This window comes from Lentzea guizhouensis (assembly GCF_001701025.1).
Lineage (GTDB): Bacteria > Actinomycetota > Actinomycetes > Mycobacteriales > Pseudonocardiaceae > Lentzea > Lentzea guizhouensis.
On the sequence record NZ_CP016793.1, the window covers coordinates 7818379 to 7844342 of the forward strand.

The following is a 25964-nucleotide window of genomic DNA, read 5'->3' on the forward strand; positions in this document are numbered from 1 at the left end:
CCTGCCACCTGGCTGCGGGTGCGCGCGTGTGCGATCCGCTGCCGCTCAGGGCTGGCCCCGTCGCCTCCTCAAGACGAGGGTGAGCCGCTGCCGGGCGAACCGCGTCGGGCTCCACCAACTGGCCTGCGTGCTCGCCGCCCGGCCGGACCGGTCGCTCAGCGGCTGGCGAGCCGGTCCGGGATCGGTGCCAGCGGGTACTGCCGCCAGAAGAACGCGTCCGCCGCGTGCTGGTCGGCCGCGAAGTTCACCGCCTCCACGATCTTGCGGCCCCGGATCCGGTAGGCCAGCGTCCAGGTGATGTCGAGGCCTGCCGGGGTGGTGCTCCAGCCGCGGTGCATGTCCACGACCCAGTCGCGGTCGGCGGCCAGGAACAGCACCTCCGCGCGGAACCCGGACCTGGCCAGCTGTGCGAAGAAGGCGAGCACCTCGTCGGCGCCCGTCTTGGTGCCGGCGAGCGGGTGGTGGCCGGGGATGGTCCAGCGGATGTCGGGGGCGAAGAAGGGGCGCAGGGCTTCGGGGTCGCCTGATCCGTAGGCCTCGTAGTAGCGGCGGACCAGGCTGACGTTGGGGTGTTCACCCGCGGCGACGGGGACGGCCACCGAGGCGGCCAGACCGGTGGTGCCGAGGCGGAGCACGGTGCGTCGTTCCATGGCGTCAACGCAACCAGCGCGACCTCACGGCGGTCCAATACCTGCCGCCATACGTTTCGGGCATGGACGTGGACACCCGGCTGTTGCGCTACTTCGTGGTGGTCGCGGAGGAGCTCAGCTTCACCAGGGCGGCGAAGCGGCTGTACGTGGCGCAGCCGTCGCTGAGCCGGCAGATCCGGCAGCTGGAGTCGCGGCTGGGCGCGGAGCTGTTCAGCAGGGCCGGGTCCGCGGTGGCGTTGACGGGGGCGGGGCTGGCGTTCTTGCCGGTGGCGCGGCGGCAGGTCGCGGGGTGGCAGGAGGGGGTGCGGCTGGTGCGGACCGTGGCGGCGGCGGAGCGGAACGTGCTGCGCGTCGGGTTCGTGGCGACCGGCGGCGGTGAGCTGGCGCGGCGGGCGAGGGCGGTGTTCACGGAGCGGCATCCCGGGGTGACGGTCGAGCCGAAGCGGTTCGAGTGGGGTGGTGAGGCGCGGGCGTTGCGGGACGGGCTGGCGGACGTGGCGTTCGCGTGGCTGCCGGCGGACCTCACCGGGTTGTGCTCGGAGGTGGTGACGACCGAGCGGCGGTGGGTGGCGGTGAAGGCAACGCATCCGTTGGCGGGCAAGGCGACCGTGAGCATCGGCGACCTGCGTGACGAGCCGTTGATGTGGACGCGGGTGGCGCCGCCGGAGTGGGTCGACTGGTGGGCGGTCAACCCGCGGCCGGACGGGTCGGTGCCGGTGTGGGGGCCGGAGAACGCCAACGTCGAGGAGATGCTGGAGCACGTGGCGACGACGTCCGGGGTGTGCATCGGGCCGGAGTCGATGAAGAGCTTCTACGTGCATCCCGACCTCACCTGGCGGCCGATCGTGGACATCGAGCCGTTGCGCATCGCGTTGGCGTGGCCGGAGCAGTCGGCCAACGCGCTGGTGCCCTCGTTCGTCGAAATAGTCCGCCAACTGCGCTGAGAATCCGGGATGCTCGTGTCCGTGCGGACACGGAAGCTGCCCAGGGCGCTGTGGCTGGCGGCGCGGCTTTGGGCACGCATCAAGCGGGCTGAGCGCACCCAGGACTCCACCCCGCTGTTCGACCAGCAGGCCGTCGACCACGCCGCCGAGCTGTGGCGGCTGCACCCGGACCAGTCCGAGGTGCAGTTCGTGGTCGGCTGGTTCCACTACCTCCGCCTCGGCGACGGGGACGACGAGGAGACCGAGCAGGACCGCCGAGTCCTCACCGACGCGTTCCGCGCCCTGCACCGCAGGATGCCCGGCCAGGTGCCGGCGGACGTGCGCGAGTTCCTGGAGGCCGAGCACGCCGCCAAGCGGACCGCCATCCGCCTGCTGAGCCCGCGCGCCCTGCTGGCGTGCGCCGAGTTCCCTGCCTACCGCGATCTCACCGACTTCACCGAATGGCACCCCGACGACGACCGCCGCGTCGTCTTCGTGTCCCACCGCTGGACCACCGCCACGCACCCCGACCCCGACGGCAGGCAGTTCCTCGAACTGTTGCAGCGCCTGCGGGAACTGGTCCGCGAGCACCCGTCACTGGCGGACTGCGGCGTCTTCTACGACTACTGGTCGATGCCCCAGCACCCCCGCAGCGAGGCCGAGGACGAGGTCTTCCGCCGCGAACTGGGCCGCCTCAGCGAACTGGTGGCCGCCGCTGACCACGTGATCATCCTGTCCGAGGGCTACCGGGACTACCGCGACCGGGCCTGGTGCGTCTTCGAGGCGTTCGTGGCCGCCACCAGCACCCTCGACTGGTCGGAGGGCTCCCCGACGTCCGTCCACTACTTCCCCGATCAGGACCACATCGAGCAGGACCTCGCGTTCCTGCGCACGACCATGTTCCAGACCGTGGCCGGCAAGCAGGTCAAGTTCCTCACGAGCTGGCACCACAGCTACCGCCCGGACATGAAGGAGGCCGAGGCCATCTGCGCGATCTTCCAGCACCTCGGCACCTGCCGCACCACCGAGCCCGGCGACCACCCGCTGGTCAAGCTCCAGCTCGCGCAGGCGATGAACCGGCTGCCGAACCTCACCCCGTACGGCCGCCTGTTGCTCGGGATCCACCGGTACTTCGACGCGACCTGCTGCGTCCTGACCGACGACGGCATCCCGCTCCCGCTCACCCTGCACTTCAAGCAACCGGACTGGGCCCGCATCCCGGCCTACCACCAGATCGGCGAACGCGAGCGGTACCCGGGACCGTTCTGCCTCTCCCCCGAGCAGGTGGAGGTCTTGCAGGCCGGTGGCGGTTCGCGGCTGAGCATGCTGCGGTTCGCGTTCACCGCCGCGGACCTCGACCGGTTCCACCAGGCGAAGGGGTGGGAGGAGTACTACGTCCCGGCACCGATGCTGATCCACCCGACCGAGAACCCGTTCCCGACACTCGACCACCTCGTCCACACGATTCTGGAGCTGGGGCCGGCGCCGCTGTTCTTCCTGCCGGGCGACGACGAGCACGCGTACTTCCCGCTGGCGGACCAGCGCGGCTGACCGGCGTGCTGGTTCCGTCCGCACGGGCGTGTGAACGGAACCAGCACGCGGCGTTCGGTCAGGCTTCGCAGAGCAGCAGCGACAGGCCGCTGTAACCGCAGCCGTATCCGCTGTAGTGGCTGTGAGGATCTCCCGTGACCTCCGGGCCGTCCGGCTGTTCGGTCACGGTCATGTCCTGCAAACCAAGCACGAACTCCATGATCACTCCCTACTTCTGTTGCGCGGATCGCACCACCGGCCGGCTCGCGACCGGAGTCAGAGGAAAGGCAGCACCGGGCGGTTGTCGTCGAGCGCGGCGGTGACCGCCAGCAGCACACCCGCGCTTCCCGTGCCGAGGTCCGTGGACAGGCGGAGCAGCTGGTGGCCGGGGAAGGCGATGCCACCGCCGTGCGGGAGGGCGTGCCAGCGCAGGTTGGCGAGGTGGCAGCTGATCGCCCGGTCCAGTTCCGGATCGCGCAGCCGGCGGTTGACCAGCGCCAGGGTGGCCAGCTGGCCCGCTCTGCCCAGCGCGAGCCCGGGGTGGATGACGAACTCGCCGTAACACCCCCGCAGCAGGTCGGTGAGCAGGCCGGACTGAGGTGCGTGCGCCGCAAGTTCGTTGAGAACCAACGCGATGCCCGCCCCGCCGACGCTGAGGTACGGCAGGGTGCGCCGGCCGTCCCGCACCTGCAGCGAGCCGTCCTCTTTGGACACGCACTCCCGCAGGTCCCGTGCCACCGCCTGGTCCGCCAGGTCGAGCCACCGCCGGTCGTCGGTCCGCTCGAACAGGCGGACGAACAACAACCCCGGCCCGGACCAGCCGTGGAACAGCCCCGCGGTCCCCTTGGAGCCGGGCGGCGCAGCCGTCGGCAGCGCGGCAGCGAGCCGGTCGCCGATCCTCTCGGCTTCGGCCAGGAAGTCCCTCTCCCCCAGCAGGTCGGCGAGGTGCAGCAGGTTCAGGGCGACACCGGCCGCGCCGCCGGCCAGGCTGTGGTCCGAGGCCGGCTCGCACCGGGCGACCACCTCGGCGGCGAGGTCGTGGTGGCCGAAGTTGGCGAGGACGTGGGCGATCCCGTGGGCGCCGTCGTAGAAACCCGGCCGCGTCGGCGGAGTGCGGCGCACCGCGTCCACCAGCCACTGCTCGTGGTCGGGGAAGCGACCGGCACCGCTGGTGTCCAACGCGTACAGCACACCTGCCGCGCCGTAGCCGAACGAGGTGCCACCGGAGACGAACTGCTCGACGTCTCCCGGGAACAACCGGTCGGCGCGGTCCGGGGTGGCACTGGCCAGGATCGCCTCGGTGATGGACTTGCGCACCAGGTGCCAGTCCGGTGCGGGCTGGTCCCACTCGGTCACCGCGACGTCGTGCCCGGTACCGCCCATCTCCCGGCGGATCCGGTCGCAGTAGCCGCCGGGCAGGTCGAACCGCTGCTCGATGAAGTCCAGGTACTGGTGCAGCTTTCCCCGCTCCAGCTCCAGCACCGAGGTCAGCGGCAGGAAGGCCCACAGGCGCAGAGCGGCCAGCGCGTACCGGTCGACGTCGACGCCGCGCCGGTCGGCGGGTGCCCGGAAGCCCTGTGCTCCCAACGCCGGCCGGGCAGGCCGGTCGATGGGGAACGCCAGCTCGAAGTCGACGAGGCTCACCGAGTCGTCCTCGTCGACCAGGACGTTGTGCGGGTGCAGGTCCGCGAACACCACACCGCGCTCGTGCACCTCGGCCACCAGGGCTTCGATCCGGCCCAGCAGCGCGAGTGCCCGTGCGGTGTAGTCGGTCACCTGCTGGTCGGTCGCGTGCCGGACGAGCGGGTAGGTGGTCGCGAGCCACCGGCTGAGCGGACGGCCCGGCATGTGCTGCATCGCCAGGTATTCGTGTTCCCACACCGAGAACCGGTCGTGCACCGCCGGCACACCGGTGATGCCGGCCAACCTCGTCAGGGTTTCGTGCTCCCGGTGGAGCCGCGTCACGGCGTCGACCTGCTCGCGGTCGAGACCGCAGTGCGGGCGCGCCTCCTTCAGCACCACCTTCGTCCCGTCCGACCGGCGGGTCGCGAGGTAGACGCCTCCCGCGTTGGAGTGGTGCAGTGATTCCGTTATGCGGTAGGGGAAGTCATCGGGGCTGCCGGTCGCCCGCGCGGCGAGGCACGGTCGCAGGAAGCTCGGTGGCTCGACCCAGTCGGGCAGGTGGAACACCGGCTTGCGGACGTCGGGGACCAGTGTGCCGTCCGGCGTCTCGATCGCCGGCACGCGGACGCCGTTGTGCTCGACCCACCGCGGCAGGAACCCGCCGTACCGCAGGTACAGCGGACCGGTGCGGTAGCGCAGGTCGCTGAGGATGTAAGGGCCCGGCTCGCCCTCGAGCGCGGCGGACAGGTCCGTGAGCACGCGGGCCAGCTCCGCGTCGTCGCGCGGGTAGATGGTCATCAGCTTGCCGCTGGCCGAGCGAAGCGCGTACTTGGAGTTCGAAGCGAGCAGGATCGATTTTGTGCGCAGGTGTTTGAACGCGGTTCCGACGGCCAGGCAGTAGTCGAACACCACGGCCAGGACCCGCTCGGCGTTGTCCATGGTGGCCGAGACGTGGATCTTCCAACCCTGCGCCGGAAGCGTGATGTGCACGGGCGCCAGCGACCGCCACACGCCGCGCACGTGCGTCCGCCAGTCCGGTCCGACCTCGGGCAGGCTCCGGGAGAAGTCGTCGCTCGGGGTGTCGTGGGCCTGGAGCACGTCGTAGAACCGTCCACCCGCGAGGCAGTGGGCCTCATAGCGGTGATCCATCCTCGCCCCGCCTTCGTCACAGATGGCCACAACGCGGTTACCGCATGCCCAGCGTGCGCGGCCGGTGCGGCCTGGACAAGGGCGATGCCGGACCGCGGAGCAAAACCACTCGAAGGTGTTGGACCTGCGGTTTCACGCGTGCTGCGCACCCCGTCCTGGCATCGTCAAGACGGGGTGCGTGGCGGATCGCGTGGTGCCGTCCCGAAACAGCTGAACCACGTCCGTGCGGATCCGCCCGCTCGGACATCCGCACGCCGAGCCGGCGCGGATCACCTCTGCCGCAACCGTCAGCCATCGGGTGACCATCTCCTGTGGACATGTCCTGCTCACCGGACTCCCGGCCGGAGGTGTGGGACTCCCGCCGCCGGGGAAGGCCTCCATTCGACAGGAGGCGCGGAACGGGCCGCACGCCGCCACGGCCCAGACCAGGCGCAGCGAGCCGGAGAGGAAGGCGGAGGTTCATGCCGGACGACTGGGACCAGGACACACCGGCTGACGTCGACGTCAGCCCGCTCGGCCGCGAGTTCGCACAGCTGACCGCGCGGCTGCTCGACGCGGACAGCGTGGCGGAGGCACTCGACCACGTCGTGCGGGCGACGTTCGCCGTGCAGCCCGACGCCGCCGTGGTCAGCGTGACCCTGCGCGCGGCGGACGGTCACCTGCACACCCCGGCCGACACCGACCCGGTCGCCGTCGAGCTCGACCGGCTCCAGGAGCGGTACGGCCACGGCCCCTGCCTGGAGGCCGCCAAGGAGAAGACGGCCTACAAACACAGCGGCAACCTGGCCGAGGAGCCGGCCTGGCCGCTGTTCGGCCCGGACGCGGCCGCACTCGGGTTCGGCTCCGTCCTGTCCACCTCGCTGCTGCCCGACGCCATCCCGCCCCGCCTGTCGGGCGCCCTCAACATCTACGCCCGGCAACCGGGGAAGTTCAGCGACGACACCGCCCGCGACCGCGCGTTGCTGCTGGCCACCCACGCCTCTCTCGCGCTGGCCCACACCGAGGCCGTCCGGCTCGCCGAGCTGCGCGAGGCCCAGATGCGCCACGCCATCGACAGCCGCGACGTCATCGGCCAGGCCAAGGGCATCCTGATGCAACGACGCGGCATCAACGCCGACGAGGCGTTCGACCAGCTGCGCCGCATCTCGCAGGACCTCAACGTCAAGCTCGCGCAGCTGGCGCAGACCCTCGCGACCCGGCACACCGAGATCGACCTGCCCGAAGCGTGACCGGGCGCATCGCGCTTCGAGGGAGGGGTGCCCGGTGTTGCGCATCCACGTCGTCGGCACCTCGGCCGCCCAGACCGAGGTGACCCTGAGCGGCATGCTGGACGTGGCCGGTTCGGCGGCGCTGCTCGCGAAGCTCGACCAGCTGATCGAGGAGGGACGGCACCACCTCGTCATCGACGTCTCCGGTGTCACCTTCTGCAACTCCAGCGGCATCAGCGCGCTGGTCCGCAGCCGGGCCAGGGCCGTCGAGATGACCGGTTCGCTGCGGCTGACCTCACCGAGCCCGGCGGTGCGGCGGGTGCTGGACCTCACCGGTCTCGCCCGCATGTTCGAGCACTGAGTTCCGCCCGAACGTCGTTGCGGGACCTGCGGGGTGCCGAAGGCCTCACAGGCGGCACACCGCAGGCCGGCTTTGACCACGAGCGCACCGTTTGTGACGATCCGTGCACCCGGTACTGGATCTCCCGACCACCTCCGGTCACCATGTTCCGAGCCGGCGAGAACGAGGGGGTGTGCGCCCGTGGTCAGGGTGGACAGCATGGACGAGGCCGAGCGCCTGAAGCGGTCGGTGCGGGACGAGCCCGTGGTGGGGGTCGTCGGGGCGGCTGCGGGCATCGGCCTGGTGGGCATTCCGACGACCGGCGCCGATCGCGTCGAGATCGACCCCGCCGACTTCGACCAGGCGGTCCGGCAGCTCCACCGGCGGCGCGACGAGCTGGCGGGGTACCTGGCGCAGAGCGCCGAGCTGGCGACGCCGTTGCCGGACGGCAAGGGGCCGGTCGCGGTGCAGATGCGCAAGGCGTTCGGGTTGCGGGCCAGGGACGTCGAGGGTGGCGTGCGGGCGGCGTTGCAGTCCTACGTCCAGCAGCTCGACCTCGTGATCGACGCGCTGGAGAACGTGAAGAAGGTGCACGTCGGCGTTGACGAGAACACCGCCGCGGCGTTCAAGAGGCAGGCATGAGCGGGCGCGACAAGGGCTACTACTCCGAAGAGCACGAGCCGAGCGCGAAGCAGGTCCGACGCGCGAGGAGGCTCAGCCGGCAGCGCCGCGCGAACCTGCGCGAGGACGCGTTCGACGCCGGGACCATCCGCTGGGACGCCTACACGCACCAGCAGCTGTGGGACATGGTGCACTCGGCCGACCTGCCGGGGATGTCCGTGCGGACCGGTCAGTGGCAGGAGCTCGCACCCCGGTTGCGCGACACGTCGCGGTCGGTGCAGGACATCGCGAACAAGCTCGCCTCGTCGTGGCGTGGCCCGTCGGCGGAGCTGGCCGCCCAGGCCGCGTCGGCGCTGACCTCGTGGGGCGAGACGGTCGGTGACTCCACCGCGCGGGTCGCCAAGGGCCTGGACGACTACACGTCGGTGCTGCAGGAGACCAAGCGGCGGCTGCCGGAGCCCGTGCACTACTGGGCGGAGCGGCGCTTCAACGAGGGCTACGACGTCAAGGTGGCCGACGGACCGCAAGGCCTGAACCTGCTCGAACAGCTCACCGACGACCACATGCCGACCAAGGTCGAGGCGCGCAACGCCAAGGCGGAGACGGTGGCCGTCATGCAGGTCTACGAGAGCGAGAGCAGGAACACCCGCAGCACCCTGCCTGTGTTCGACACGGCACCGCCGACCGCGCAGCAGCCGGGCCCCGCTGCCCCGCCACCGCCGGTGGTGGCCGGGCCGGAAGCACCCCGCGGGCCGGAAGCGACGCCGAAGCCACCGGAGCGCGTCCCGGTCCCGGACGTGCCGAGGCCGGTGTCCGAGGCACCGACAGCACGGGCGTCGCGTCGGTCGGCCCGCCGCCACCGGACCTTGCCCGGCACGACGTCCGGCGGTCCCGGCACCCACGGCGGCCGGGCGGCTTCACGACGGGTGCGCCCGGAGCGCAGGGCGGCACCGGTCCGGGATGCCCGGCACCGGTCCGGGAATGCCGGGCAGCACCGGTCCCGGGATGCCGGGCGCCGCCGGTGTGCTCGGCCAGCAGCCGGGACGCGGCACCGCGGCGGCTCTGGGCGGTCGCGGCGTGGCCGGGGCGCCGGGAACGCCGGGGTACGGCATGATGCCGCCGCCGTTCGGCGCCGGCGGTGACGAGGACCGGCAGCACTCCAACCGGTACGCGGAGAAGATGGACCTGCTCGACGACATCCCACCGGGCGCGCCGCCCGTGCTGGGCGAATGAGCGACGGGTACGCCGCCGACGTCACCGCCGTGCGCGTGACGGCGGAGCGGCTGGACGACACGGCCACCGAGGTCGCCGAACTGGCCGCCGCGCTCGGTCAGGGCGCCGGCGGTGACCTCGGACCGGGCGTCACGGCGGCCGCCGACGAGTTGCTGCGGTCGTGGGCGGACAAGACAGCCGCGGTGCAGGCCACGCTCGCGGATGCCGCGGACGAGCTGCGTGCGGCTGGTGCCGCGTACAGCGACGCGGACGAGCTGCGCGTGGCCGGCGCCCCGAACGGCGACGCGGACGAATTGCGGACGACCTGCACCGCCCACGGCGCCGCCAACGAGCCGCGCGTGGGGAGTCACGCGCATGAGGTCGCCGACGAGCTGCACGCGGCTGGCACCGCGTACACCGACGCCGACGAACCGCGCACGACCGGTGCCGCCCACAACGCCACGAACGAGCTGCGCGCGACCGGTGCCCCGAACGGCGACGCGGACGAGCTGCGTGCGGGCAGCACCGCCTACAACGCTGCGGACGAACTGCGCACGACCGGTGCCGCCTACAGCGATGCGGACGAGCCGCGTGCGGCCGGCACCACGTACAGAGCCGCGAACGAGCCGCGTGCGGCTGGCACCGCGTCCACCGACGCCAACGAACTGCGCACGACCGGTGTCGCCTACAGCGACGCGGACGAGCCGCGTGCGGCCGGCACCGCATACAACGGCATCGACGAACCGCGCACGACTGGCACCACACACCGCGCTGCCGACGAGCTGCGCCATGAGTGACTACCGGGGACTCGGTTTCGACCCGGTGCCGGGTGACGCCGGAGCCGTCGCCGCGGCGAGCGAGCGGTGCCGGCGTCAGGTGGAGGTCCCGGAGCCGCCCGCCGGGTGGTCGGGTGCCGCGGCGGAGGCGTTCGCGGCGCGCTCACCGGGTCCGCGGCGAGCTCGACACGGCGCGGCGCACGCTGGGTGCGGCCGCGGACACGTTGGACGACTGGGCGGGACGGTGCTGGCGAACCAGCGCAGGGCGGAAGAGCTCGACCGGCGGGCACGGGCTGCGGCGGAGGTCGAGGACGCGGACAACGCCGTGGTCCTCGCGTCGTTCCGCGGCGGGCCGGAGCACGTGGCGGCCTCGCGCGGCTGGAGGAGCTCCGGCGTGAGCTCGACGGTGTGCTGGCGAGCGCGCGTGACCTGGAGGCCGACCACCGCAGCGCCGCGCGGCGGGTCGCGGAACGGTTGCGGCTGCTGGTGAGCGGCGGGGTCGAGGCGGCCGGGCGGGTGCCCAGCCGCGAGGAGCTGTTCGGTGGCGTGGTGCGGGCGTTGAACGACTACTCGGCGCTGGCCGGCGGACTGGCCGGGGTGCTGGTCACCACGCCGCGCACCGCACCGCGCACCGCCGGCACGCCCACCGGTGGGCGGCCGCCTTCACGTCGGCACTCGGTGAGCGGTGAGACTCACGCCGGTGCGGGGTGTCACCCCGGTTCAGGTGAGCTCGGTCGAGGCGACGTCCGCCGAGCTGTTGTCGTTGCTGCGGCAGGTGCGCGGCCCGGACCGGGCGCGCGATCCCGGGCTGGAGGTCGCGGCCACCCAGGCCGCCGAGCTCGCGCTGCGCCACGACGCCGGTGTCGTGGCGGTCGTGGAGCACCCGAACGCCGATCCCGCGGTGCTGGTGGCCGGTCTGGTCGCGGTGAAGCGCGCGCTGACGCCGGCCGCCGCCGAGGAGCTGTGCTTCCACCTCGCCGACGCCGGTGGTCCCGGCCTCAAGGAGATGACCACCGCCACGACCGCCGCCGGGTACCCGGTGGTGATCGTCGAGCGGGTACCGGTGGACGGTGTCGGGGCGCAGCTGCAGATCGTCGTGCCCGACCCCGCTCACCCGCGGATCGCCGTGTTCACCCTGCACTCCCCCAGCGGCCGCGGGTGGCTGGAGCTCGCGGGCATCACCGGGCGGTTCGTCAACGGCGTGCAGTTCACCTCGTCAGCGCGCGGCGGCGGTACTCCGTCGGCGGCTGCCCGACCAGCGCGCGGAAGGCCCGGGAGAAGTGCGTCGCACTGACGAACCCGCAGTCGCGGGAGATCTCACCGACGCCGCGGTCGGCTTTGGACGGATCCGCCAGCAGCGCCTTCGCCCGGTCGATGCGCAGCACCTTGATCCGCTCGGCGACGTTCGGCTCCCCCTCGAACACCTGGTACAACCGGCGCAGCGAGATGTTCAGCGCCTTGGCGACCTGGCTCGGGGTCAACGACGGTTCGGCGAGGTGCGCGCGGATGTGCTCGAGCGCGGCACGCCGGTGCCCGGTGGCGATGTCGGCGCGGTGCAGCTCCTCCCGCAACGCGCTGCGCAGCACCAGTTCCGCCAGTCCGGTCAGGTGGAGCGCGACGCCGACGGGGTCGAGCACGTCGCGTGCGGCCAGCACGTGGCCCACCGCGCCGGTGAAGACGGTGCGCAGCTCGAGTCCCACCTGGACGGGCTGGAACATCAACGGGTGCAGCTCGCTGAACCCCGTCGACAACTTGGTCTCCGGCACGGTCAGCACGACCGCGCCGGCCGGCAGGACGTGCAGCGAGCAGTCGCCGAACACGTGCACGTCCTCCGGCACCGAGCGGTGCACCGGGCACCGCATCAGCAACTGGATGGACTCCGGGGTGGACGGCGCTCCGGTGAACGCCGCTTTCGCCGCTGCCGCACCGGAAGCACGCACGACCAGGACACCGCTCGCGACCTCTGCGTCGTGCTGCACGCGCACAAGATTAACCACGGGAGTTCTCATGGCACGGCGTTTACCGGCAACCGGCGCGGTGGTCCTGTCCCACCTCGAGTTCGACCTGGTGTGGGAGGACCTCGGCTTCGGTGACCTGCCCGCCGCGCTCGACGTGCCCTCGCACGGTGCGACGGAGGCCGAGCGGGACCAGCTGGCGGCCGGCGTGGCCGAGACGCTCGCCGGCGCCGGGCTGGTCGACGACCACGACGACGTCGTTCCCGAGCTGGAGGAACTGCTCGGGATGCTGCACCACCACGCGGTGTCCGTCGACGCGTTGGTGTTCGCCGACCAGCCGTGGCGGGTGCTCGCCGCGGTCAGGGGCAGCCGGGGTGTGCTCGCCGTGCTCAACAACGAGGAGCTGGCACTCGAACCCATGGCGCGCGACGACCTGGTGCGGGCGGTGGTGAAGGTGCTCGGTGAGCACCCGGCCGGGCCGGGCGAGCAGGTGCGGCTGCCGCGGGCGGCGTACTCGGCCGCCTTGCAGGGGTATGTGGACCACGGCTACCACGGCTTGGAACGGGCGTTGGCCGACGCGGGGGTGCGGGGCAGCGCGATGCGGCCGCTGATCACCATCGCCGAGGCGGGCCGGATCGGCGCCGGACAGCTGGCGGTGACCGGCGGCCGGGGGCGTTCACCGGTGCTCACCTGGTCGGACACCAAGGCGGGCCGGTACGCCATCACGACCGAGCACGTCCACGAGGAGCAGTGGGTCCGGGTGGTCCCCGCCGACCCGGCGTGGATCACCCGGCGCCTCACCGACATGGTGGCCGAGGCCGGTTAGGACAGTGCCAGGTCTGCGGCCAGTTCCGCCGCGGCCGGTTCGTCGAGCACGTCCGCCAGCACCCGCACTCCCGCGGCCAGCGCGTCCCGTGCCGCGGAGTCGACGAGCCGGTGGACGCGGGCCGCGAGCGCGCTGGGCCGCAACGCCATCGCGCGCGGACCGAGGTCGAGCCCGACCAGCTTGCCGTGCAGGTCGACCGTCACCACCACGTCGTCCTCGCGAGCGGAACACGTGATCTCGTCCAGTGCCGCGCGCACGCCGAGCGGTTCGCGTTCGTCGTCCTGCGCCAGCATCTCCTCGATGCTCTGCGGCTCGTCGGTCATCGGACCCACCAGCTCTCCGGTGTCGTGGACTCGATCTCCTCGGTGAGCTCGGTGTCGGCGTGGATGCCGAGCGTCTCCAGGTGCTCGCCGCCGAGGGCGTGCCTGGCCCGTTCGTTCGCCCGCCCGGTCGCGATCCGCACCAGGGTGAGGATCTCGTCGGCCAGTGCGGCGCGGCCCAGTCGCATCGACCGCTCGGTGAGCGTGAGGGTGCGCAGGCCGCCGCCCGCGCCGACCTCGATCGCGATGCCGGTGTCGTGGTACGCGTGCCCGGTGATCACGGGTGCACCCCTCCGTAGAACTTCGTGCTGCTGAGCTGGTGGGTGTTGCGGCGCACCTGGTCGCCGGAGTTGCCCTCGATCAACGTGACGGTGTTGCCGTCGACCTTCTCGACGATGCCGATGTGCTTGCTGGTCGACGGGCTCTGCGGGCCGGTGCCGAAGAGCAGCACGTCGCCCGGCCGCACGTTCTGCTTCAGGTCGCCGTTGCCGTAGGCCTTGCCGTTGCGCTGGCCCCAGCGGTAGACGTCGCCGGTGAACGGCAGGATCGGGATGTCCACACCGGCCTTGCGCCACATCGCCGTGGCGAAGGACGAACACCAGTAGGTGGTGGGGCCATAGGGGTTGCGGTTGCTGCCCGGCGGGCTTTCGCGCGTGCCGATCTCACCGCGGGCGGCGGTCACGATCTTGCGCACCTTCGCACCGGACGGTTTGGTCGCGCCACCGGCACCACCACGGGCTCCGCCACCGCGCTTGGCCACGCGGGGGTCGGCGATCCCGTCGTCCTCGATCTTCCGCTCCAGCGCGCGCAGCTCCCGCTTGGCCTCCTCCAGCTCGGCCTTCACCTGCCGCACGTTGCGCACCGACTCCCGCGTGTAGCGCGGTTCGAGGTCGGCCGCGGCGGCCACGGCCTTCATCAACGCGGCCTGCGACCCACTCGCGACAGCCGTGTCGAGCAACGCGGCGGCTTTGGTGACGTACTCGTCGATCAGCCGTTGCGCGGCCGTGTGACCGGTGATCAGCGCACTGCCCGCACCCGCCACCGCCTTCTCGGCCCGCGTGCTGATGGACGCCGTCGCCCGGATCTGCTCGGCGAGCCGGTCGGACCGCCGGTGGAACTGCTCCGCGGTCGCGCCGTCCCACTCGCCGAGCACCTCGCCCGCCGCCTTGCGGGTGACGTCCCGCTGGTCCTGCAGCGCCCCGCTCGCCTGGTGCAACGCGAACTGCACGCGCATGGTGTCGTCGGCCTTGCCCGCCAACGCGTTGCGGTGCGCGACCATCCTCTTGGCGAACTGCAGCGCGATCGCTCTGGTGTCCACGTCATCCTCGCTTGAAGTCGTCGGCGATCGCGTCGTCCTGCGCGCGGTAGGCCCGTGCCAGGCGCCCGGTCGACCTGGCCAGCCGGTCCGCGTTGCGCCCCACCCCGTCAACCTGCCGGTGCAGCGCGGCACCGAACGTCTCGAGCGCGGCGGCGAACCCGGTCTCCTTGCCGATCCGCCCGAAGCTGTCGTCGGCGATCCTGCCGACCTGGCGCACGTGCCGGGTGCCGATGGCCGCGAGGTCGTCCGCGACGTCCTTGCCCTGCTTGACGTAGTGGTCGAGCGCACCGGGCCGCACGGCGAACCCGTCGCGTGGCGAACCGCCGCTGCCACCGCCACCACCGCCGCCACGCCGCGGGGGTGTCCTGCGGGGCGCCTCCCGTGCCGCCCGGCGCGCGATGTCGAGGTACTTCCGGTAGGCGCCGTTGGTGTAGGTCGACCACGGGGTCCACGACTTGCCGTCGTTGGAGATCGCGTTGGCCACCTTGGCGTTCACGGCCGGGTCGAATAGGTCGCGGTTCGAGTCGAGCCCGTGCTGCCGGCGCCGCTCGGGGCCCATGGCGCCCAGCATGTTGATCTGCCAGAGGCCATAGGAGTCGTCCGGCGGCTTGCTGTTGTGCGCCCGCGTGTCCCCGTTGGACTCCGCGAGGGCGACGGCGATCGCGATGGTCAAGCCTTGACCTTCGAACCCGGCGGCACGGGCGTGCTGAGCGATCTGCTCGGGACTCAACCTGCTCATGGCCCTCAGCCTGGCTGCTCGCCGCACGCGGCGACATCGGCGTTGCGCGCTGGGACAGCAGAGCTGCACGCCTGGACCATCACCTCAGCGAGGCGGTGCCACAGAGGCGCGCAGTGCCGCGGCCAACCACTCGTACGAGAACTCCTCGGGAGCGGTGCCGTTCACCGCGCTCACCAGCGCCATGTACCGGTCGAACGGTCCCTCGGACTCCAGTCGCGTGCGCTCCCACTCCGCACCCTTCAGCATCTGGTCGGCCGTCTGGAGGCGGAACTCCGGTGTGTCCGGGATCGCGGGGACGTCCGCCACCGAGAAGACGCCGGTCAGCCACGAGATCCACTGGTCGGCGATCTCGCGACCCCGCGGCGAGTCCGGCGGCACCTGGTCGCGGGCCGCGTCCATCGCCGCCTGGCCGATCGGCGCGGCCTCCTCGAACGCGTCCAGCATCGGCGACGAGGACATCAGCGGGCCGGCCCCGGTCGTGCACACCTCGTGCAGCTCCCGGCGCAGCGCCTGCCGGACCTCACCGTCGCTGACCAGCTCGGCCAGCTCGATCCACGCCTCCAGCTGGGCCGCGGTCGGGTCGTCGGGCAGCACCGGACGGGCCGCCCGCCACCACTCGACCATCCGGTCCGGTGCCTGCCAGCCGGTGGTGACCTCGGTCCAGAACTCGTCGACCAGCCGGTCACGCTCCTCGTCCGACATGCCCACGAGCTTGTGCATCAACGTGACCTGCTCGGCCGTGGAGTCCTGCCGCAGGATGGCCGACAGCACCGCGCGGCGGGTGCGCAGCCGCGCCTCGTGCTGGGCCAGCAGCGCCATGTGGGTCGTGGCCAGCTCGCGCAACGTCGCCTCGCCGGCCAGCACCTGCCGGATCTCGTCGAGGCCCGCGTCGAGCTCGCGCAGCGTCCTGACCAGTTCGAGGCGTGCGATGGCGGACACGTCGTACAGGCGGTGGCCGGCCGGTGTCGTCTCGGCCGGCGTGACGACACCGGCGTCGGCGTAGTACCGGACGGCGCTGACGCTCAGGCCGGTCCGCCGCGCGACGTCTCCGATGGGGTAAAGATCGTGCGTGTCCATGAGGTCCACTATGGGATCTCAAGCGGCTTGAGGTGCAACCCGGCAGCCCGGCGAGGATCAGCGGACCGAGGCGGCCACGTCGCGCTGCTCCCGGCGGAACTTGCCCGGTGCGGTGCCGAACTCGCGCTTGAAGGCGTTGGAGAAGGCGAACTCCGAGGTGTAGCCGACGGTGCGGGCGATCGCGGCCAGCGGTGCCTGGCCGTCGCGCAGCATCCGGGCGCCGGTGCTCAGCCGCCACCAGGTCAGGTAGGCCATCGGAGCCTGCCCGACGAGCGAGGTGAACCGGCGGGCGAACGCCGTCTTGGACAGTCCGACCTCGGCGCCGAGCTCCTGGACCGTCCACGGGTGCGCGGGTGAGCGGTGGATGTGCTGCAACGCCGTGGCGACGACCGGGTCCGTGAGCGCGACGCACCAGCCACCCCGCGGGCCGTGCCGGGCGGACTCCTCGTCGAGCCAGGCGCGCAACAGGTAGACCAGCAGCAGGTCCATCAGAGCGGGAACAGCCGCCGCGGCACCGGGCCTGGCCTCGATGAGGTCCGCGCCGAGCAGGTCCACCGCGCTGCGCAGCGCGGAGTGGTCGCCGAGCCGGGCCGGGAGGTGGACGACCTCGGGCAGCGTCCGCAGGAACGGGTGGGCCTGCCCGCGGTCGAGCCGGTAGGCGCCGCACAGCAGGTGGGCCTGGCCGGGTGTGGGCTCGTGGTCCGGCGGGCCCGCCTCCGGTGCGAGCGGCAGCTCCGCGACCGTCCTGTCCGGACTGTCGCTCAGCCCGTGCACCGCGCCGTGCGGCAGGAACACCACGTCGCCGGCACCCAGCGCGACGGGCGCGCCGGACGGCGGGATCAGCCAGCAGGTGCCCTCGAGGACGACGTGGAAACCGGCGCCCGGATAGGGACCGAACGCGTAGCCCCACCGGCCGCTCAGGCGGGAGCGGGTGAACTTGGCGCGGCCCGCGCGGACCGTGGCGATCACGTCGCTGAAGACGTCCATTGCATCATGGTACGGCGCTTAGAACGGTCTTTCTAATTATGTAACCGGTCTCCACTCGCATTGGAACGACCCTGCCGAGTCCATAGCGTTGCTGACGACCAACACGTCGCATCTTGAGGAGACACGAACATGACCGCCTACGTCGTGATCGACCTGAACGTCGCGGACCAGGACGGCTTCCAGCAGTACGTCGACGGCGTGCTGCCGTTGATCGAGAAGGCCGGTGCGCGCAACGTGCTGACCGACGCCGACGCGCTGGTGCTCGAAGGCGACTGGAAGCCGCGCACGCTCGTGATCCACGAGTTCGCCGACCGGGCGGCCGTCCAGGCGTTCTGGGACTCGCCGGAGTACCAGCCGCTCAAGGAGCTGCGCCGCAGGTACTCCACCGTCAAGGTGGTCGTCGGCGAGACCGCCTGACACCCGCGCTCAGGCCGCCAGGGTGCTGAGCAGCACCAGGGCGTCGGCGGAGCGGGAACCCGGTTCGGCGGGCTGGGCGACCAGTCGCCGGCCGGGCGCGCTGCTGATCGGGAACACCTCCGTGCGCAGGTGCAGCTCGCCCACGTCGGGGTGGAGGAAGCAGGTGCCGGGCCGGACCGGGCCGCGTGGCCCTGGCTCGGCCCAGAGCCTGCGGAACTCGGCACTGGCGATGGCGAGCTCGCCGACCGCGCAGTGTCGGCGGCGGCGGCGCGCAGGTCGTGCACGGCGGCGCGGCCGCGGCGGTCCAGTCGCGGAAGAACTCGCGTCCGGCGGGTCGAGGAAGATCATCCGGTGCAGGTTGCCGCAGTGGGTGAAGCGGTCGTGCAGCGCGGTGGCGAGGGCGTTGCGCGCGAGGACGTCACCGGAGCGGCCGAGGACGTAGGCGGGCGCCGCGGTCCAGTCGTCGAGCAGGGCCAGCAGGTGCGGGCTGACGCGGTCGCGCCGGTCGCGGGTGGCGGGGCGAGCCAGCCGGTGCAGCTCGACGGCGGCGTGCTCGTCCAGTCGCAGCGCGTGCTTCAGGCTCTCCACGGTCTGGTGGGTCGGGCGCTCGTGGCCCTGTTCCAGCCTGGCGTAGTAGCCGGCGCTCAGCCCGGCGAGCAGGGCGACCTCGTCCCGGCGCAGCCCAGGCACTCGGCGGCGCCCCGCGGCGGTCAACCCAGCCTGCTCGGGCCGGACGAGAGCGCGGTGCGTGCGCAGGAACGTGCCCAGCGCCGTGTTCCGCTCGTCGTCCATGCGATCGAGGCTAGGTCAGCAGCCCGGTGCCCAGCCTGGGTGCGTCGCACCCACGGTTGACGGGGAAGCGCCGCGCGGGTTGAGTCGCCGTCATGACCGGCACACCTCTCGGCGACTTCCTCCGTGCCCGGCGCGAGGCCCTGACCCCGCAGGACGTCGGACTGCCCGAACACGGCCGCCGCCGCGTGAAGGGCCTGCGCCGCGAGGAGGTCGCGATCCTCGCGGGGGTGAGCAGCGACTACTACATGCGCCTGGAACAGGGCCGTGAGTCCAGCCCGTCGGCGCAGGTGGTGGAGGCGGTCGCACGGGCGTTGCAGCTCGACGCGGCGACCACCGAGCACCTGTGGCTGCTGGTGCGGCCGGCGGAGGCCAGGCCGTGGCGCGGCACGGGCGGCCTCCCGGTGAGCGCCCAGCTGCGGCAGCTGATGGACAGCTGGTCCGACTCACCGGCGTTCGTCGTCGGGCCCGCGCTGGACGTGCTGGCGGGCAACTCCATGGCCGCCGCGCTGCACGCGGGTTTCAGCCCGGCGGACAACCTGGCCAGGATGGTGTTCCTCGACCCGGCCGGACGCGAGTTCTACCGGGAGTGGGACCGTGCGGCGCACTCCTGCGTGGCCGAGATCCGCGCCGCGTACGGGCACGATCCCGGCAACACGCGCATCGCCGAGGTCGTGGGCGTGCTGTCCGAGCGCAGTCCGGAGTTCGCGCGGCTGTGGGCGCGGCACAACGTGAAGCCCAAGACCCAGGAGGTCAAGCACCTGCGCCACCCGCGGGTGGGTGACCTGGTGATCCAGTTCTCGACGTTCACCGTCAGCGGCGCCGCGGACCAGCAGCTGGTGGTCTACCAGGCCGAACCCGCTTCGCCGACGGTGGAGGCGTTCCGGCGGCTGCGTGCGCAGGCCGGCGTGGTGAGCGCGTCGGAGGTCCCGCTGGGCTGATCGCTGGGTGGGTGCGTTCCTCCCAGGAAACGCGCGGCCTTCTTCCGGCTGTCCCACCTGGACAGACTCGTTCCTGTCAGCAGCGGGAAATGCCCGCCGCACCGGCAGAAGGAGCGAGATCCTCATGTCCACCTGGTTCATCACCGGAGCGTCCCGCGGCCTCGGCGCGGAGATCGCCCGCACCGCCCTGCGCGCCGGTGACGACGTCGTGGTCGCCGTGCGCAACCCGGACCGCGTGCCGGAAGACCTGAAGACGGCGCCGAACGCGTTGGTCGTCGCGCTGGACGTCACCGACGCCGCCGCCGTCCCCGGCGCCGTGCGGGCCGCCACCGAGCGCTTCGGCGGGATCGACGTGCTGGTCAACAACGCGGGCCGCGGTCTGCTCGGCGCGCTGGAGGAGATCACCGACGCCGAGGCGCGGTCCCTGTTCGACCTCAACGTCTTCGGTCTGATCACCATGACCCGCGCCGTGCTGCCCGGCATGCGGGCGCAGGGTTCCGGCAAGATCGTCCACATCGGATCGCGGTCGGGTTTCGAGGGCGAGCCGGGCGTGAGCCTGTACAGCGCGTCGAAGTTCGCGGTGGCCGGGATCAGCGAGGCGCTGTCGGCCGAGCTGGCGCCGTTCGGCGTCCAGTCCATGGTGGTCGAGCCGGGCGTGTTGCGCACCGACTTCCTCGACGCCAGCTCGCTGTCGCTCGCGGCCGAGCGGATCGCCGACTACGACGGCACGCCCGCCCACGTGACCCTGGACTGGGCCGGCACGGCCAACCACACCCAGCTGGGCGACCCGGTCAAGTGCGCGGCCCTGATCCACGAGGTCACCAGCGGCGACGAGCTGCCCACCCACCTGTACCTGGGCCCCGACACGCTCGACCGCCTGCAGGTGAAGCTCGCCCAGGTCGAGCGCGACCTGGCGCCGTGGCGGGAGAAGTCCGCCGCCACCGCCCACGAGGACGTCGCCGCGCTCTGACTCCCCTTCTCCCGGCGACTCCCGGACGAGGAGGCCTTCCAGCACGTTCGCTCTGCTCGCGAACACCCCGCCGGCCGGCGGCACCGCGATCGCCGTTCCCGCCGACCTCCCGGGCCATCTGACCGGATGGCACCACCTCACTCGCTGACCTCAGGAAGACAGAACCATGTCCCCCACTCTCGACCAGCTCCGCCGGCACGCCTCCGATCCCCGCCGCCGCGTCCTGCTCACCGGCGCCACCGTCGTCACGATGGACCCCGAGCTGGGCACCCTGCCCGAGGGTGACGTGCTGATCGAGGGCGACCGGATCGCCGCCGTCGCCGCCGAGGTCCCCGTCACCGACGCGGTCGTCGTCGACGCGACCGGCTCGATCGTCGCCCCCGGTTTCGTCGACACCCACCGCCACGCCTGGGAGGCGCAGCTGCGCCGGGTGATGCCCGACGTCAACGACCTCGGCGAGTACGTCATGTCCACCCTGGCCGGCATCGCGCCGGTCTACCAGCCCGAGGACATGTACACGGGCACGAAGCTCGCCGCGCTGACCGCGATCGACAGCGGCATCACCACCATGCTCGACTTCTCCCACAACTCCCGCACACCGGCCCACTCCGACGCCGCGATCCAGGCTCTCGCCGACACCGGCATCCGCGGGGTGCACGCGTCGATGCGCCCGCACTTCGGTGACTGGGCGGGCCAGTGGCCGGCCGACCTGGCGCGGCTGCAGAGCACCTGCCTCTCCAGCCGCGACAATCTGATCACCCTGCGCCTCGCGACCCTGGCCACCGACGAGATCTGCGGACCCGACCTCGCCTACGGCCCCCGTCTCGCCGAGGTCGCGCGCGACCTCGGCATCGGCGTCAGCGTCGACGCCGTGTTCGGCACCTCGTCGTCCGACGCGATCCTGGGCTGGGCCCGCGACGGGCTCCTGGGCCCGGACGTCTCGCTGATCCACTGCACCGGCCTCACCGGCGCGGCCTGGCAGGCCATGGCGGACACGGGTGCGGCGGTCTCCCTCGCGCCCACCTCCGAGGCGCAGATCGGGTTGGAAACCGCCGTTCCCGCCATCGACGAGGCACTCGCCGCCGGCATCCGCCCCGGGCTGAGCATCGACGTCGAGGTCGCCCTGGCCAGCGACATGTTCACGCAGATGCGCGCTCTGCACGCCATCCAGCGCATGCGTGCCGTCAACGCCGCCTACGGCACCACCGCCACCCCCACCCGGATCGGCGTCCACGACGTGCTCGACTTCGCCACCCTGCACGGCGCCAAGAGCATCGGCCTCGGCGACGTCACCGGCTCCCTCACCCCCGGCAAGCAGGCCGACCTGCTGCTCGTGCACGCCGAGGACATCAACAACATGCCGCTCAACGACCCGATCGGCACCCTCGTCCTCGGCTCCGACCCCCGCAACATCCAGGCGGTGTTCATCGCGGGCCAGGTCCGCAAGTGGGCCGGCACCGTCCTGGACGTCGACGTGCCCGCGCTCGGGCAGGAGGTCCGCGCCTCCCGCGACCGGATCCTCAAGGCCGCGCACTCGTCCTGAATCGACTGCACACCAACGGAAGGCGAAGACCATGCCCACCACCGCACCCCACCCCCACGTCGGCATGTGGGTCACCGCGGACGGCCGCATCCGCCAGGAGCTCCTGCCCGGCGGCCGCTACGAGGAGGAGCGCGACGGCCGCAAACGCGCCTACACCGGCCGGTACACCGTCGAAGGCGACCACATCGACTACTTCGACGACCTCGGGTTCACCGCGACGGGCGACGTCCGCGACGGAATCCTGTACCACGAACACCTCGTGCTGCACCGGGAACGGTGAGAACTACGGCGCCCGGAAGCCGCCGATCTCCCGTTCGAGCAGCTCGGCCAGCCGCAGCGGGGTGCGGTCCTCGAACGCCGGACCGATGAGCTGCACCCCGACCGGCAGGCCTTCCGGGGACCTGCCCGCCGGGATCGCGGTGGCGGGCAACCCCGGCATCGTGGCCAGGCCGGCCCAGACGAGCTGGTCGAAGTACGGGTGCTCGACACCGTCGACGTCGATGCGGCGTGCCAGCAGATCGGGGTGGTGGTCGTGCGGGAACGCGGGCGTGGGCGTGATCGGGCACACCACGACGTCGAACTCGGCGAAGAACCGGCGCCAGCCGTGCCGGTGGAGCTCGCGGCGGTGGTTCGCCTCCATCCACTCCTGATGGCTGAACCCCATGGCACGCAGGCGATCCTCGTCGAGACTCCGGTCGTCGACCGGGAACCGTGCGACGGAGCCCGAGAACAGCAGCTGCAGGTAGAGCGTCGCGGCCTCGGTGACATCGGGCAGCAGCGGACTGTGCCGCTCGACGCGCGCGCCACCGTCGCTCAACGCGCCGGCGACGCGGTCCACGCCCGCCCGCACGGCTGCCCCGGTCGGGATGAACGGATGCTCGTCGAGGACCAGGACCCGGAAGTCGCTCAGCCGCTCGCGCCGCGCGGGCGGCAACTTCACCTCGTACGCCTTGCCGAACGTCAACGGGTCCGGCCCGGCCATCACGTCGAGCAGCAGCGCGAGGTCGCGGGCGGTACGGGCCATCGGCCCGACCACGGCGAGGTCCAGCTCGACCGGCAACACCGGTTCGGACGGCGCGACCATGCCGCGGGTCGCCGCCAGCCCGAGCGTCGGCTTGTGCGAGTGGACACCGCAGAAGTGCGCGGGGGTGCGCAACGAGCCGGCGAGGTCGGACCCGATGGACAACGCCCCGAACCCGCACGCCAGCGCCGCCGCCGAGCCGCCGGAGGAGCCGCCCGAGGTGCGTTCGTGGTCCCACGGGTTGTTGGTGGTGCCGTAGACGTCGTTGAAGCTCTGGATGTCCTGCAACCCCAACGGCACGTTGGTCTTGCCCAGCACCACCGCCCCCGCGGCCTTCAACCGCGACACCTGCACCGCGTCCTCGGCCGGCACGTGGTCCCGGTGCGCCGGCATGCCCCAGGTCGTGGGCAGCCCGGCGACGTCGTAGGACTCCTTGACCGTCACCGGAACCCCGAGCAGCGGCCGGTTCTCGCCACGTGCACGTGCCTCGTCCGCCTCCCTGGCCGCGGCTCGGGCGCGGTCGAAGTCCGGCACGCAGATCGCGTTGACCGCCTTGTCCTCTCGCTCGATGCGGCCGATCGCCTCGTCGGTCAGTTCCAGCGAGGTCACTTCACCTGAACGCATTGCGGCTGTCATTTCTTCGGCAGACCGAAAGCTCCATTCCATGAAAACGAAGCTAGCGACCTGTCGCAGAAGCCATAAAATCCCAGTTCGCGCAACGATTCCGTGGTCACGGCAGCTGGAAGCCGGCCGGTCCGCGCACGGCCGCCGCGGCCAGTTCCTCGACGCGGACGGCGGAGACGGGCACGCCCGGCGCGGCCTGCACTCACGCCACCAGGTCCGGCATGGTCAGACCCCGCGGAGGCTCGGGCACGTACGGAAAGGCGTAGAGCGGGGTGTTGGGTTCGCTGCGTCAGGTCTCGGCCAGCAGATCGAGGTCGACCGCGTCGAAGCCCAGCCGGTCGAGCAGCTCCGCCACGTCCTTTTTGGCCGCTGGGTCGTCGGCGTGCACCGGCCGGGCGGTGCAGGCCCAGCAGCTGCTTGGAACCGATGTTGTGCAACGCCTTGACGACGTGGGACCCGGCCAGGTGGCGCTGGACGAGCTCGCCGGAGCTCAGCGCGCCGCTGTCCAGTTCGGACGATCGCCACGCGGCGCTCGGCACGTAGTTCATCGGGTCGATCACGGTCTTGCCGGCCAGCTCCTCGCGCGGGAGCTGTTCGTGTGCCGCCAGGGGGACGGCGACGAGGACCAGGTCGGCGGACCGGCGGCGTCGGCGGGCGTGGTGGCGCGGGCGGTGCCGCCGAGCGCGGCGAGCAGGCCGGTCAGCGCCCGCGGGTCGCGGGAGTTGCTGAGTCTGCCGCCGGTGCCGTCCCCGGTGACCGGTGAGGTGGAGGCCCGGCTGATCGCCCTGGCCTGCTCCCAGCCGCCGGCCGGGTATGCCCGGTGGTCGTTGCGGCTGCCCGCGCGCGACGTCGACCCGCCGCTCGCCGTCGACGGTCATGCCGTCATCGCGCACGTGACGCCGGAGGCCTGCGTGCGGTCGTACGTGGCCGCGTTCTCCGACTGACTCAGACCGGTGGCCAGTTGCGCAGCGCGGCGTCGGCGACGCGCAGGAGCTGCTCGCGCGTCGCGCCGCCCGCCGCCTGCACGGCCATGCCGTTCGCGACCGTCATGACGTACCGGGCGATCAGGTCCGGGTCGGCGTCGGCGGGCAGGTCACCCTCCCGCACGGCCCGCGCGAACCGGTCGCGCAGGTGCGCCTGCCCCTGGGCGCGCCAGTCCACCAGGATGTCGCGCGCGATCTGCCCGGTCTCCCCGGCCGCCAGCGCGCCCTGCACCCCGAGACACCCCGCGGGAGAGCCGGGGCGGGTGTTGGCGCACACCGAGCCGGTGAGGAAGAGCTCCGCCGCCTCACGGGCGGTGGTGGCCTGCAGAGCCTCGACGATGTAGGTGACCGTGCCGTCGGAGTAGCGCTGCAGCGCCTTGCGGAAGAGCTCCTCCTTGTTGCCGAAAGCCGCGTACATGCTCTTGCGGGAGATGCCCATGCGCTCGGTCAGGTCGGTCAGGCTCGCGCCGTCGTAGCCCCGCTCCCAGAACAGGACCATCGCCTTCTCGAGCGCCTCGTCGAGGTCGAACTCGCGCGGCCGGCCCACCCGTCCCGTCTCCACCACCCTCGCATCCTACCTTTCGCCACCGATCGGTGCACAACTGCTACGGTGGCGTTGTGCACCGATCGGTGCACAACAACGTGGAGGTCAGGATGCGCAGGCTGGAAGGCAAGACCGCGGTCATCACCGGTGGCGGCACGCGGGGCATCGGCAGGGCCACCGCGGCCCGGCTGGTGGCCGAGGGAGCGCACGTGTTCATCACCGGCCGCCGCAAGACCGAGCTCGACGAGGCGGTGGAGGTCATCGGCGCGAACGTGACGGCGGTACCGGGCGACATCACCGTGCCGGAGGACCTGGACCGGCTCTACGAGGCGGTCGCCGCCCGCGGCAAGGGTCTCGACGTGCTGTTCGCCAACTCGGCCACCGCGTCGTTCGCGACCATCGAGACGATCACCGAGGCGGACTTCGACCAGGTCTTCGGCGTCAACGTCAAGGGCACGATCTTCACGGTGCAGAAAGCACTCCCGCTGCTGAACGAGGGAGCGTCGGTGATCATCAACGCCTCGACCGCCGCCGACCGCGGCACCCCCGGCTTCGGCGCCTACGCGGCGTCCAAGGCGGCGCTGCGGACGTTCACCCGCTCGTGGGCGAACGAGCTCAAGGGCCGTGGTGTGCGGGTGAACGCCATCTCGCCGGGCCCGACCGACACCTCCGGGATCACCGAGCTCGTCGGCGAGGAGAACGCGCAGGCGTTCAAGGCGAACGAGGCCGCGCGCATCGCCATCGGCCGGATGGGACACGTGGACGAGGTGGCAGCGGCGGTGGCGTTCCTGGCGTCGGCGGACAGCAGCTTCATGCTCGGCGCCAACCTCTACGTCGACGGCGGCGAGAACCAGATCTGACGCTCCGCGCCGGTGTCC

Annotated in this window: 30 protein-coding genes and 1 pseudogene; 18 read left to right on the forward strand and 13 right to left on the reverse strand. The window is 72.1% G+C overall.

Translation table 11 applies throughout. The annotated features are described in order from the left end of the window. Window positions 1–155 precede the first annotated feature (155 nt). A complete protein-coding gene (locus BBK82_RS37595) occupies window positions 156–650 on the reverse strand; it encodes a nuclear transport factor 2 family protein (protein ID WP_065919191.1) in 495 nt (164 codons plus the stop codon). A gap of 62 nt (window positions 651–712) precedes the next feature. On the opposite strand from BBK82_RS37595, the gene BBK82_RS37600 reads away from it, so the two are divergent. Then, window positions 713–1594 (forward strand): LysR family transcriptional regulator, encoded by an 882-nt coding sequence (locus tag BBK82_RS37600; protein WP_218920463.1) that lies wholly within the window; start codon window positions 713–715, stop codon window positions 1592–1594. Window positions 1595–1615: 21 nt separating this feature from the next. Then, on the forward strand, window positions 1616–3124 hold the full coding sequence (locus tag BBK82_RS37605; RefSeq protein WP_154697740.1) for a hypothetical protein: 1509 nt from the start codon (window positions 1616–1618) through the stop codon (window positions 3122–3124). 58 nt (window positions 3125–3182) lie between these two features. Here the strand turns inward: BBK82_RS37605 and BBK82_RS51025 are convergent, their stop codons facing one another. After that, window positions 3183–3323: a SapB/AmfS family lanthipeptide gene (locus BBK82_RS51025; RefSeq protein WP_154697741.1), complete on the reverse strand. Its 141-nt coding sequence runs from the start codon at window positions 3321–3323 to the stop codon at window positions 3183–3185. 56 nt (window positions 3324–3379) lie between these two features. Beyond that, window positions 3380–5875, reverse strand: coding sequence for a class III lanthionine synthetase LanKC (gene lanKC, locus BBK82_RS37610; protein ID WP_065919193.1), 2496 nt, complete (start codon window positions 5873–5875; stop codon window positions 3380–3382). A gap of 461 nt (window positions 5876–6336) precedes the next feature. On the opposite strand from lanKC, the gene BBK82_RS37615 reads away from it, so the two are divergent. The 8 genes from BBK82_RS37615 to BBK82_RS37645 all read left to right on the forward strand — a co-directional run bounded on the left by BBK82_RS37615 (window position 6337) and on the right by BBK82_RS37645 (window position 11326). Further along, window positions 6337–7104, forward strand: coding sequence for a GAF and ANTAR domain-containing protein (locus BBK82_RS37615; protein WP_065919194.1), 768 nt, complete (start codon window positions 6337–6339; stop codon window positions 7102–7104). A gap of 34 nt (window positions 7105–7138) precedes the next feature. Beyond that, window positions 7139–7444 carry an STAS domain-containing protein gene (locus BBK82_RS37620; RefSeq protein WP_083268432.1) on the forward strand — a complete coding sequence of 102 codons (306 nt, stop codon included), beginning with the start codon at window positions 7139–7141 and terminating at the stop codon, window positions 7442–7444. 198 nt (window positions 7445–7642) lie between these two features. Then, entirely contained in the window at window positions 7643–8065 is a 423-nt protein-coding gene (locus BBK82_RS37625) for a hypothetical protein (RefSeq protein ID WP_154697742.1), read from the forward strand. Further along, window positions 8062–9186 (forward strand): PPE domain-containing protein, encoded by a 1125-nt coding sequence (locus BBK82_RS37630; protein WP_065919196.1) that lies wholly within the window; start codon window positions 8062–8064, stop codon window positions 9184–9186. Before BBK82_RS37625 ends, BBK82_RS37630 begins: the two co-directional genes overlap by 4 nt. After that, window positions 9155–9277, forward strand: a complete 123-nt coding sequence (locus BBK82_RS55915) for a hypothetical protein (protein ID WP_257785411.1) — start codon at window positions 9155–9157, stop codon at window positions 9275–9277. The genes BBK82_RS37630 and BBK82_RS55915 overlap by 32 nt, the downstream gene beginning before the upstream one ends. After that, window positions 9274–10053 (forward strand): hypothetical protein, encoded by a 780-nt coding sequence (locus BBK82_RS37635; RefSeq protein WP_065919197.1) that lies wholly within the window; start codon window positions 9274–9276, stop codon window positions 10051–10053. The genes BBK82_RS55915 and BBK82_RS37635 overlap by 4 nt, the downstream gene beginning before the upstream one ends. Next, window positions 10046–10522 (forward strand): hypothetical protein, encoded by a 477-nt coding sequence (locus BBK82_RS37640; protein WP_065919198.1) that lies wholly within the window; start codon window positions 10046–10048, stop codon window positions 10520–10522. The genes BBK82_RS37635 and BBK82_RS37640 overlap by 8 nt, the downstream gene beginning before the upstream one ends. A gap of 234 nt (window positions 10523–10756) precedes the next feature. Further along, window positions 10757–11326 (forward strand): hypothetical protein, encoded by a 570-nt coding sequence (locus BBK82_RS37645; RefSeq protein WP_237047784.1) that lies wholly within the window; start codon window positions 10757–10759, stop codon window positions 11324–11326. On the opposite strand, the gene BBK82_RS37650 is transcribed toward BBK82_RS37645, so the two are convergent. Continuing rightward, the gene (locus tag BBK82_RS37650) at window positions 11241–12011 is read right to left on the reverse strand and encodes a helix-turn-helix domain-containing protein (protein ID WP_237047785.1); all 771 of its coding nucleotides are present in this window, start codon (window positions 12009–12011) and stop codon (window positions 11241–11243) included. The two genes, BBK82_RS37645 and BBK82_RS37650, sit on opposite strands and share 86 nt — an antisense overlap. A gap of 28 nt (window positions 12012–12039) precedes the next feature. Between BBK82_RS37650 and BBK82_RS37655 the strand changes: the two genes are divergently transcribed. Continuing rightward, complete coding sequence (locus BBK82_RS37655; RefSeq protein WP_065919201.1) at window positions 12040–12813, forward strand: ESX secretion-associated protein EspG; 774 nt, start codon at window positions 12040–12042, stop codon at window positions 12811–12813. On the opposite strand, the gene BBK82_RS37660 is transcribed toward BBK82_RS37655, so the two are convergent. The 6 genes from BBK82_RS37660 to BBK82_RS37685 form a co-directional block, all read right to left on the reverse strand. Continuing rightward, window positions 12810–13136, reverse strand: a complete 327-nt coding sequence (locus BBK82_RS37660) for a hypothetical protein (RefSeq protein WP_154697743.1) — start codon at window positions 13134–13136, stop codon at window positions 12810–12812. The genes BBK82_RS37655 and BBK82_RS37660 overlap by 4 nt on opposite strands. Continuing rightward, on the reverse strand, window positions 13133–13414 hold the full coding sequence (locus tag BBK82_RS37665; RefSeq protein WP_065919203.1) for a hypothetical protein: 282 nt from the start codon (window positions 13412–13414) through the stop codon (window positions 13133–13135). Before BBK82_RS37665 ends, BBK82_RS37660 begins: the two co-directional genes overlap by 4 nt. Further along, a complete protein-coding gene (locus BBK82_RS37670; protein WP_065919204.1) occupies window positions 13411–14451 on the reverse strand; it encodes a CHAP domain-containing protein in 1041 nt (346 codons plus the stop codon). The genes BBK82_RS37665 and BBK82_RS37670 overlap by 4 nt, the downstream gene beginning before the upstream one ends. A gap of 1 nt (window position 14452) precedes the next feature. Then, entirely contained in the window at window positions 14453–15190 is a 738-nt protein-coding gene (locus tag BBK82_RS37675) for a transglycosylase SLT domain-containing protein (RefSeq protein ID WP_065919205.1), read from the reverse strand. 84 nt (window positions 15191–15274) lie between these two features. Next, window positions 15275–16267: a MerR family transcriptional regulator gene (locus BBK82_RS37680; protein WP_065921674.1), complete on the reverse strand. Its 993-nt coding sequence runs from the start codon at window positions 16265–16267 to the stop codon at window positions 15275–15277. A 57-nt stretch (window positions 16268–16324) separates the two neighbouring features. Next, window positions 16325–17254 carry an AraC family transcriptional regulator gene (locus BBK82_RS37685; protein WP_065919206.1) on the reverse strand — a complete coding sequence of 310 codons (930 nt, stop codon included), beginning with the start codon at window positions 17252–17254 and terminating at the stop codon, window positions 16325–16327. Between the two features lie 129 nt (window positions 17255–17383). On the opposite strand from BBK82_RS37685, the gene BBK82_RS37690 reads away from it, so the two are divergent. Further along, the gene (locus BBK82_RS37690; protein ID WP_065919207.1) at window positions 17384–17671 is read left to right on the forward strand and encodes a DUF1330 domain-containing protein; all 288 of its coding nucleotides are present in this window, start codon (window positions 17384–17386) and stop codon (window positions 17669–17671) included. Window positions 17672–17680: 9 nt separating this feature from the next. On the opposite strand, the gene BBK82_RS37695 is transcribed toward BBK82_RS37690, so the two are convergent. Then, window positions 17681–18463, reverse strand: a complete 783-nt coding sequence (locus BBK82_RS37695) for a helix-turn-helix domain-containing protein (RefSeq protein WP_065919208.1) — start codon at window positions 18461–18463, stop codon at window positions 17681–17683. 92 nt (window positions 18464–18555) lie between these two features. On the opposite strand from BBK82_RS37695, the gene BBK82_RS37700 reads away from it, so the two are divergent. The 4 genes from BBK82_RS37700 to BBK82_RS37715 all read left to right on the forward strand — a co-directional run bounded on the left by BBK82_RS37700 (window position 18556) and on the right by BBK82_RS37715 (window position 22194). Beyond that, entirely contained in the window at window positions 18556–19401 is an 846-nt protein-coding gene (locus BBK82_RS37700; RefSeq protein ID WP_065919209.1) for a helix-turn-helix transcriptional regulator, read from the forward strand. A gap of 124 nt (window positions 19402–19525) precedes the next feature. Continuing rightward, on the forward strand, window positions 19526–20371 hold the full coding sequence (locus BBK82_RS37705; RefSeq protein WP_065919210.1) for an SDR family NAD(P)-dependent oxidoreductase: 846 nt from the start codon (window positions 19526–19528) through the stop codon (window positions 20369–20371). A 166-nt stretch (window positions 20372–20537) separates the two neighbouring features. Further along, complete coding sequence (locus tag BBK82_RS37710) at window positions 20538–21914, forward strand: amidohydrolase family protein (RefSeq protein ID WP_065919211.1); 1377 nt, start codon at window positions 20538–20540, stop codon at window positions 21912–21914. A gap of 31 nt (window positions 21915–21945) precedes the next feature. Further along, on the forward strand, window positions 21946–22194 hold the full coding sequence (locus tag BBK82_RS37715) for an Atu4866 domain-containing protein (protein WP_065919212.1): 249 nt from the start codon (window positions 21946–21948) through the stop codon (window positions 22192–22194). Between the two features lie 3 nt (window positions 22195–22197). On the opposite strand, the gene BBK82_RS37720 is transcribed toward BBK82_RS37715, so the two are convergent. Continuing rightward, window positions 22198–23601: an amidase gene (locus tag BBK82_RS37720; protein WP_065919213.1), complete on the reverse strand. Its 1404-nt coding sequence runs from the start codon at window positions 23599–23601 to the stop codon at window positions 22198–22200. A 710-nt stretch (window positions 23602–24311) separates the two neighbouring features. Between BBK82_RS37720 and BBK82_RS56975 the strand changes: the two are divergent. Beyond that, a pseudogene (locus BBK82_RS56975) lies at window positions 24312–24401 on the forward strand (helix-turn-helix domain-containing protein); the annotation flags it as partial. A 103-nt stretch (window positions 24402–24504) separates the two neighbouring features. Here BBK82_RS56975 and BBK82_RS37730 read toward each other — a convergent pair. After that, a complete protein-coding gene (locus BBK82_RS37730) occupies window positions 24505–25107 on the reverse strand; it encodes a TetR/AcrR family transcriptional regulator (protein WP_237047787.1) in 603 nt (200 codons plus the stop codon). Between the two features lie 53 nt (window positions 25108–25160). Here BBK82_RS37730 and BBK82_RS37735 point away from each other — a divergent pair, with 53 nt between their 5' ends. Then, on the forward strand, window positions 25161–25946 hold the full coding sequence (locus BBK82_RS37735; protein ID WP_335618010.1) for an SDR family NAD(P)-dependent oxidoreductase: 786 nt from the start codon (window positions 25161–25163) through the stop codon (window positions 25944–25946). Window positions 25947–25964 lie beyond the last annotated feature (18 nt).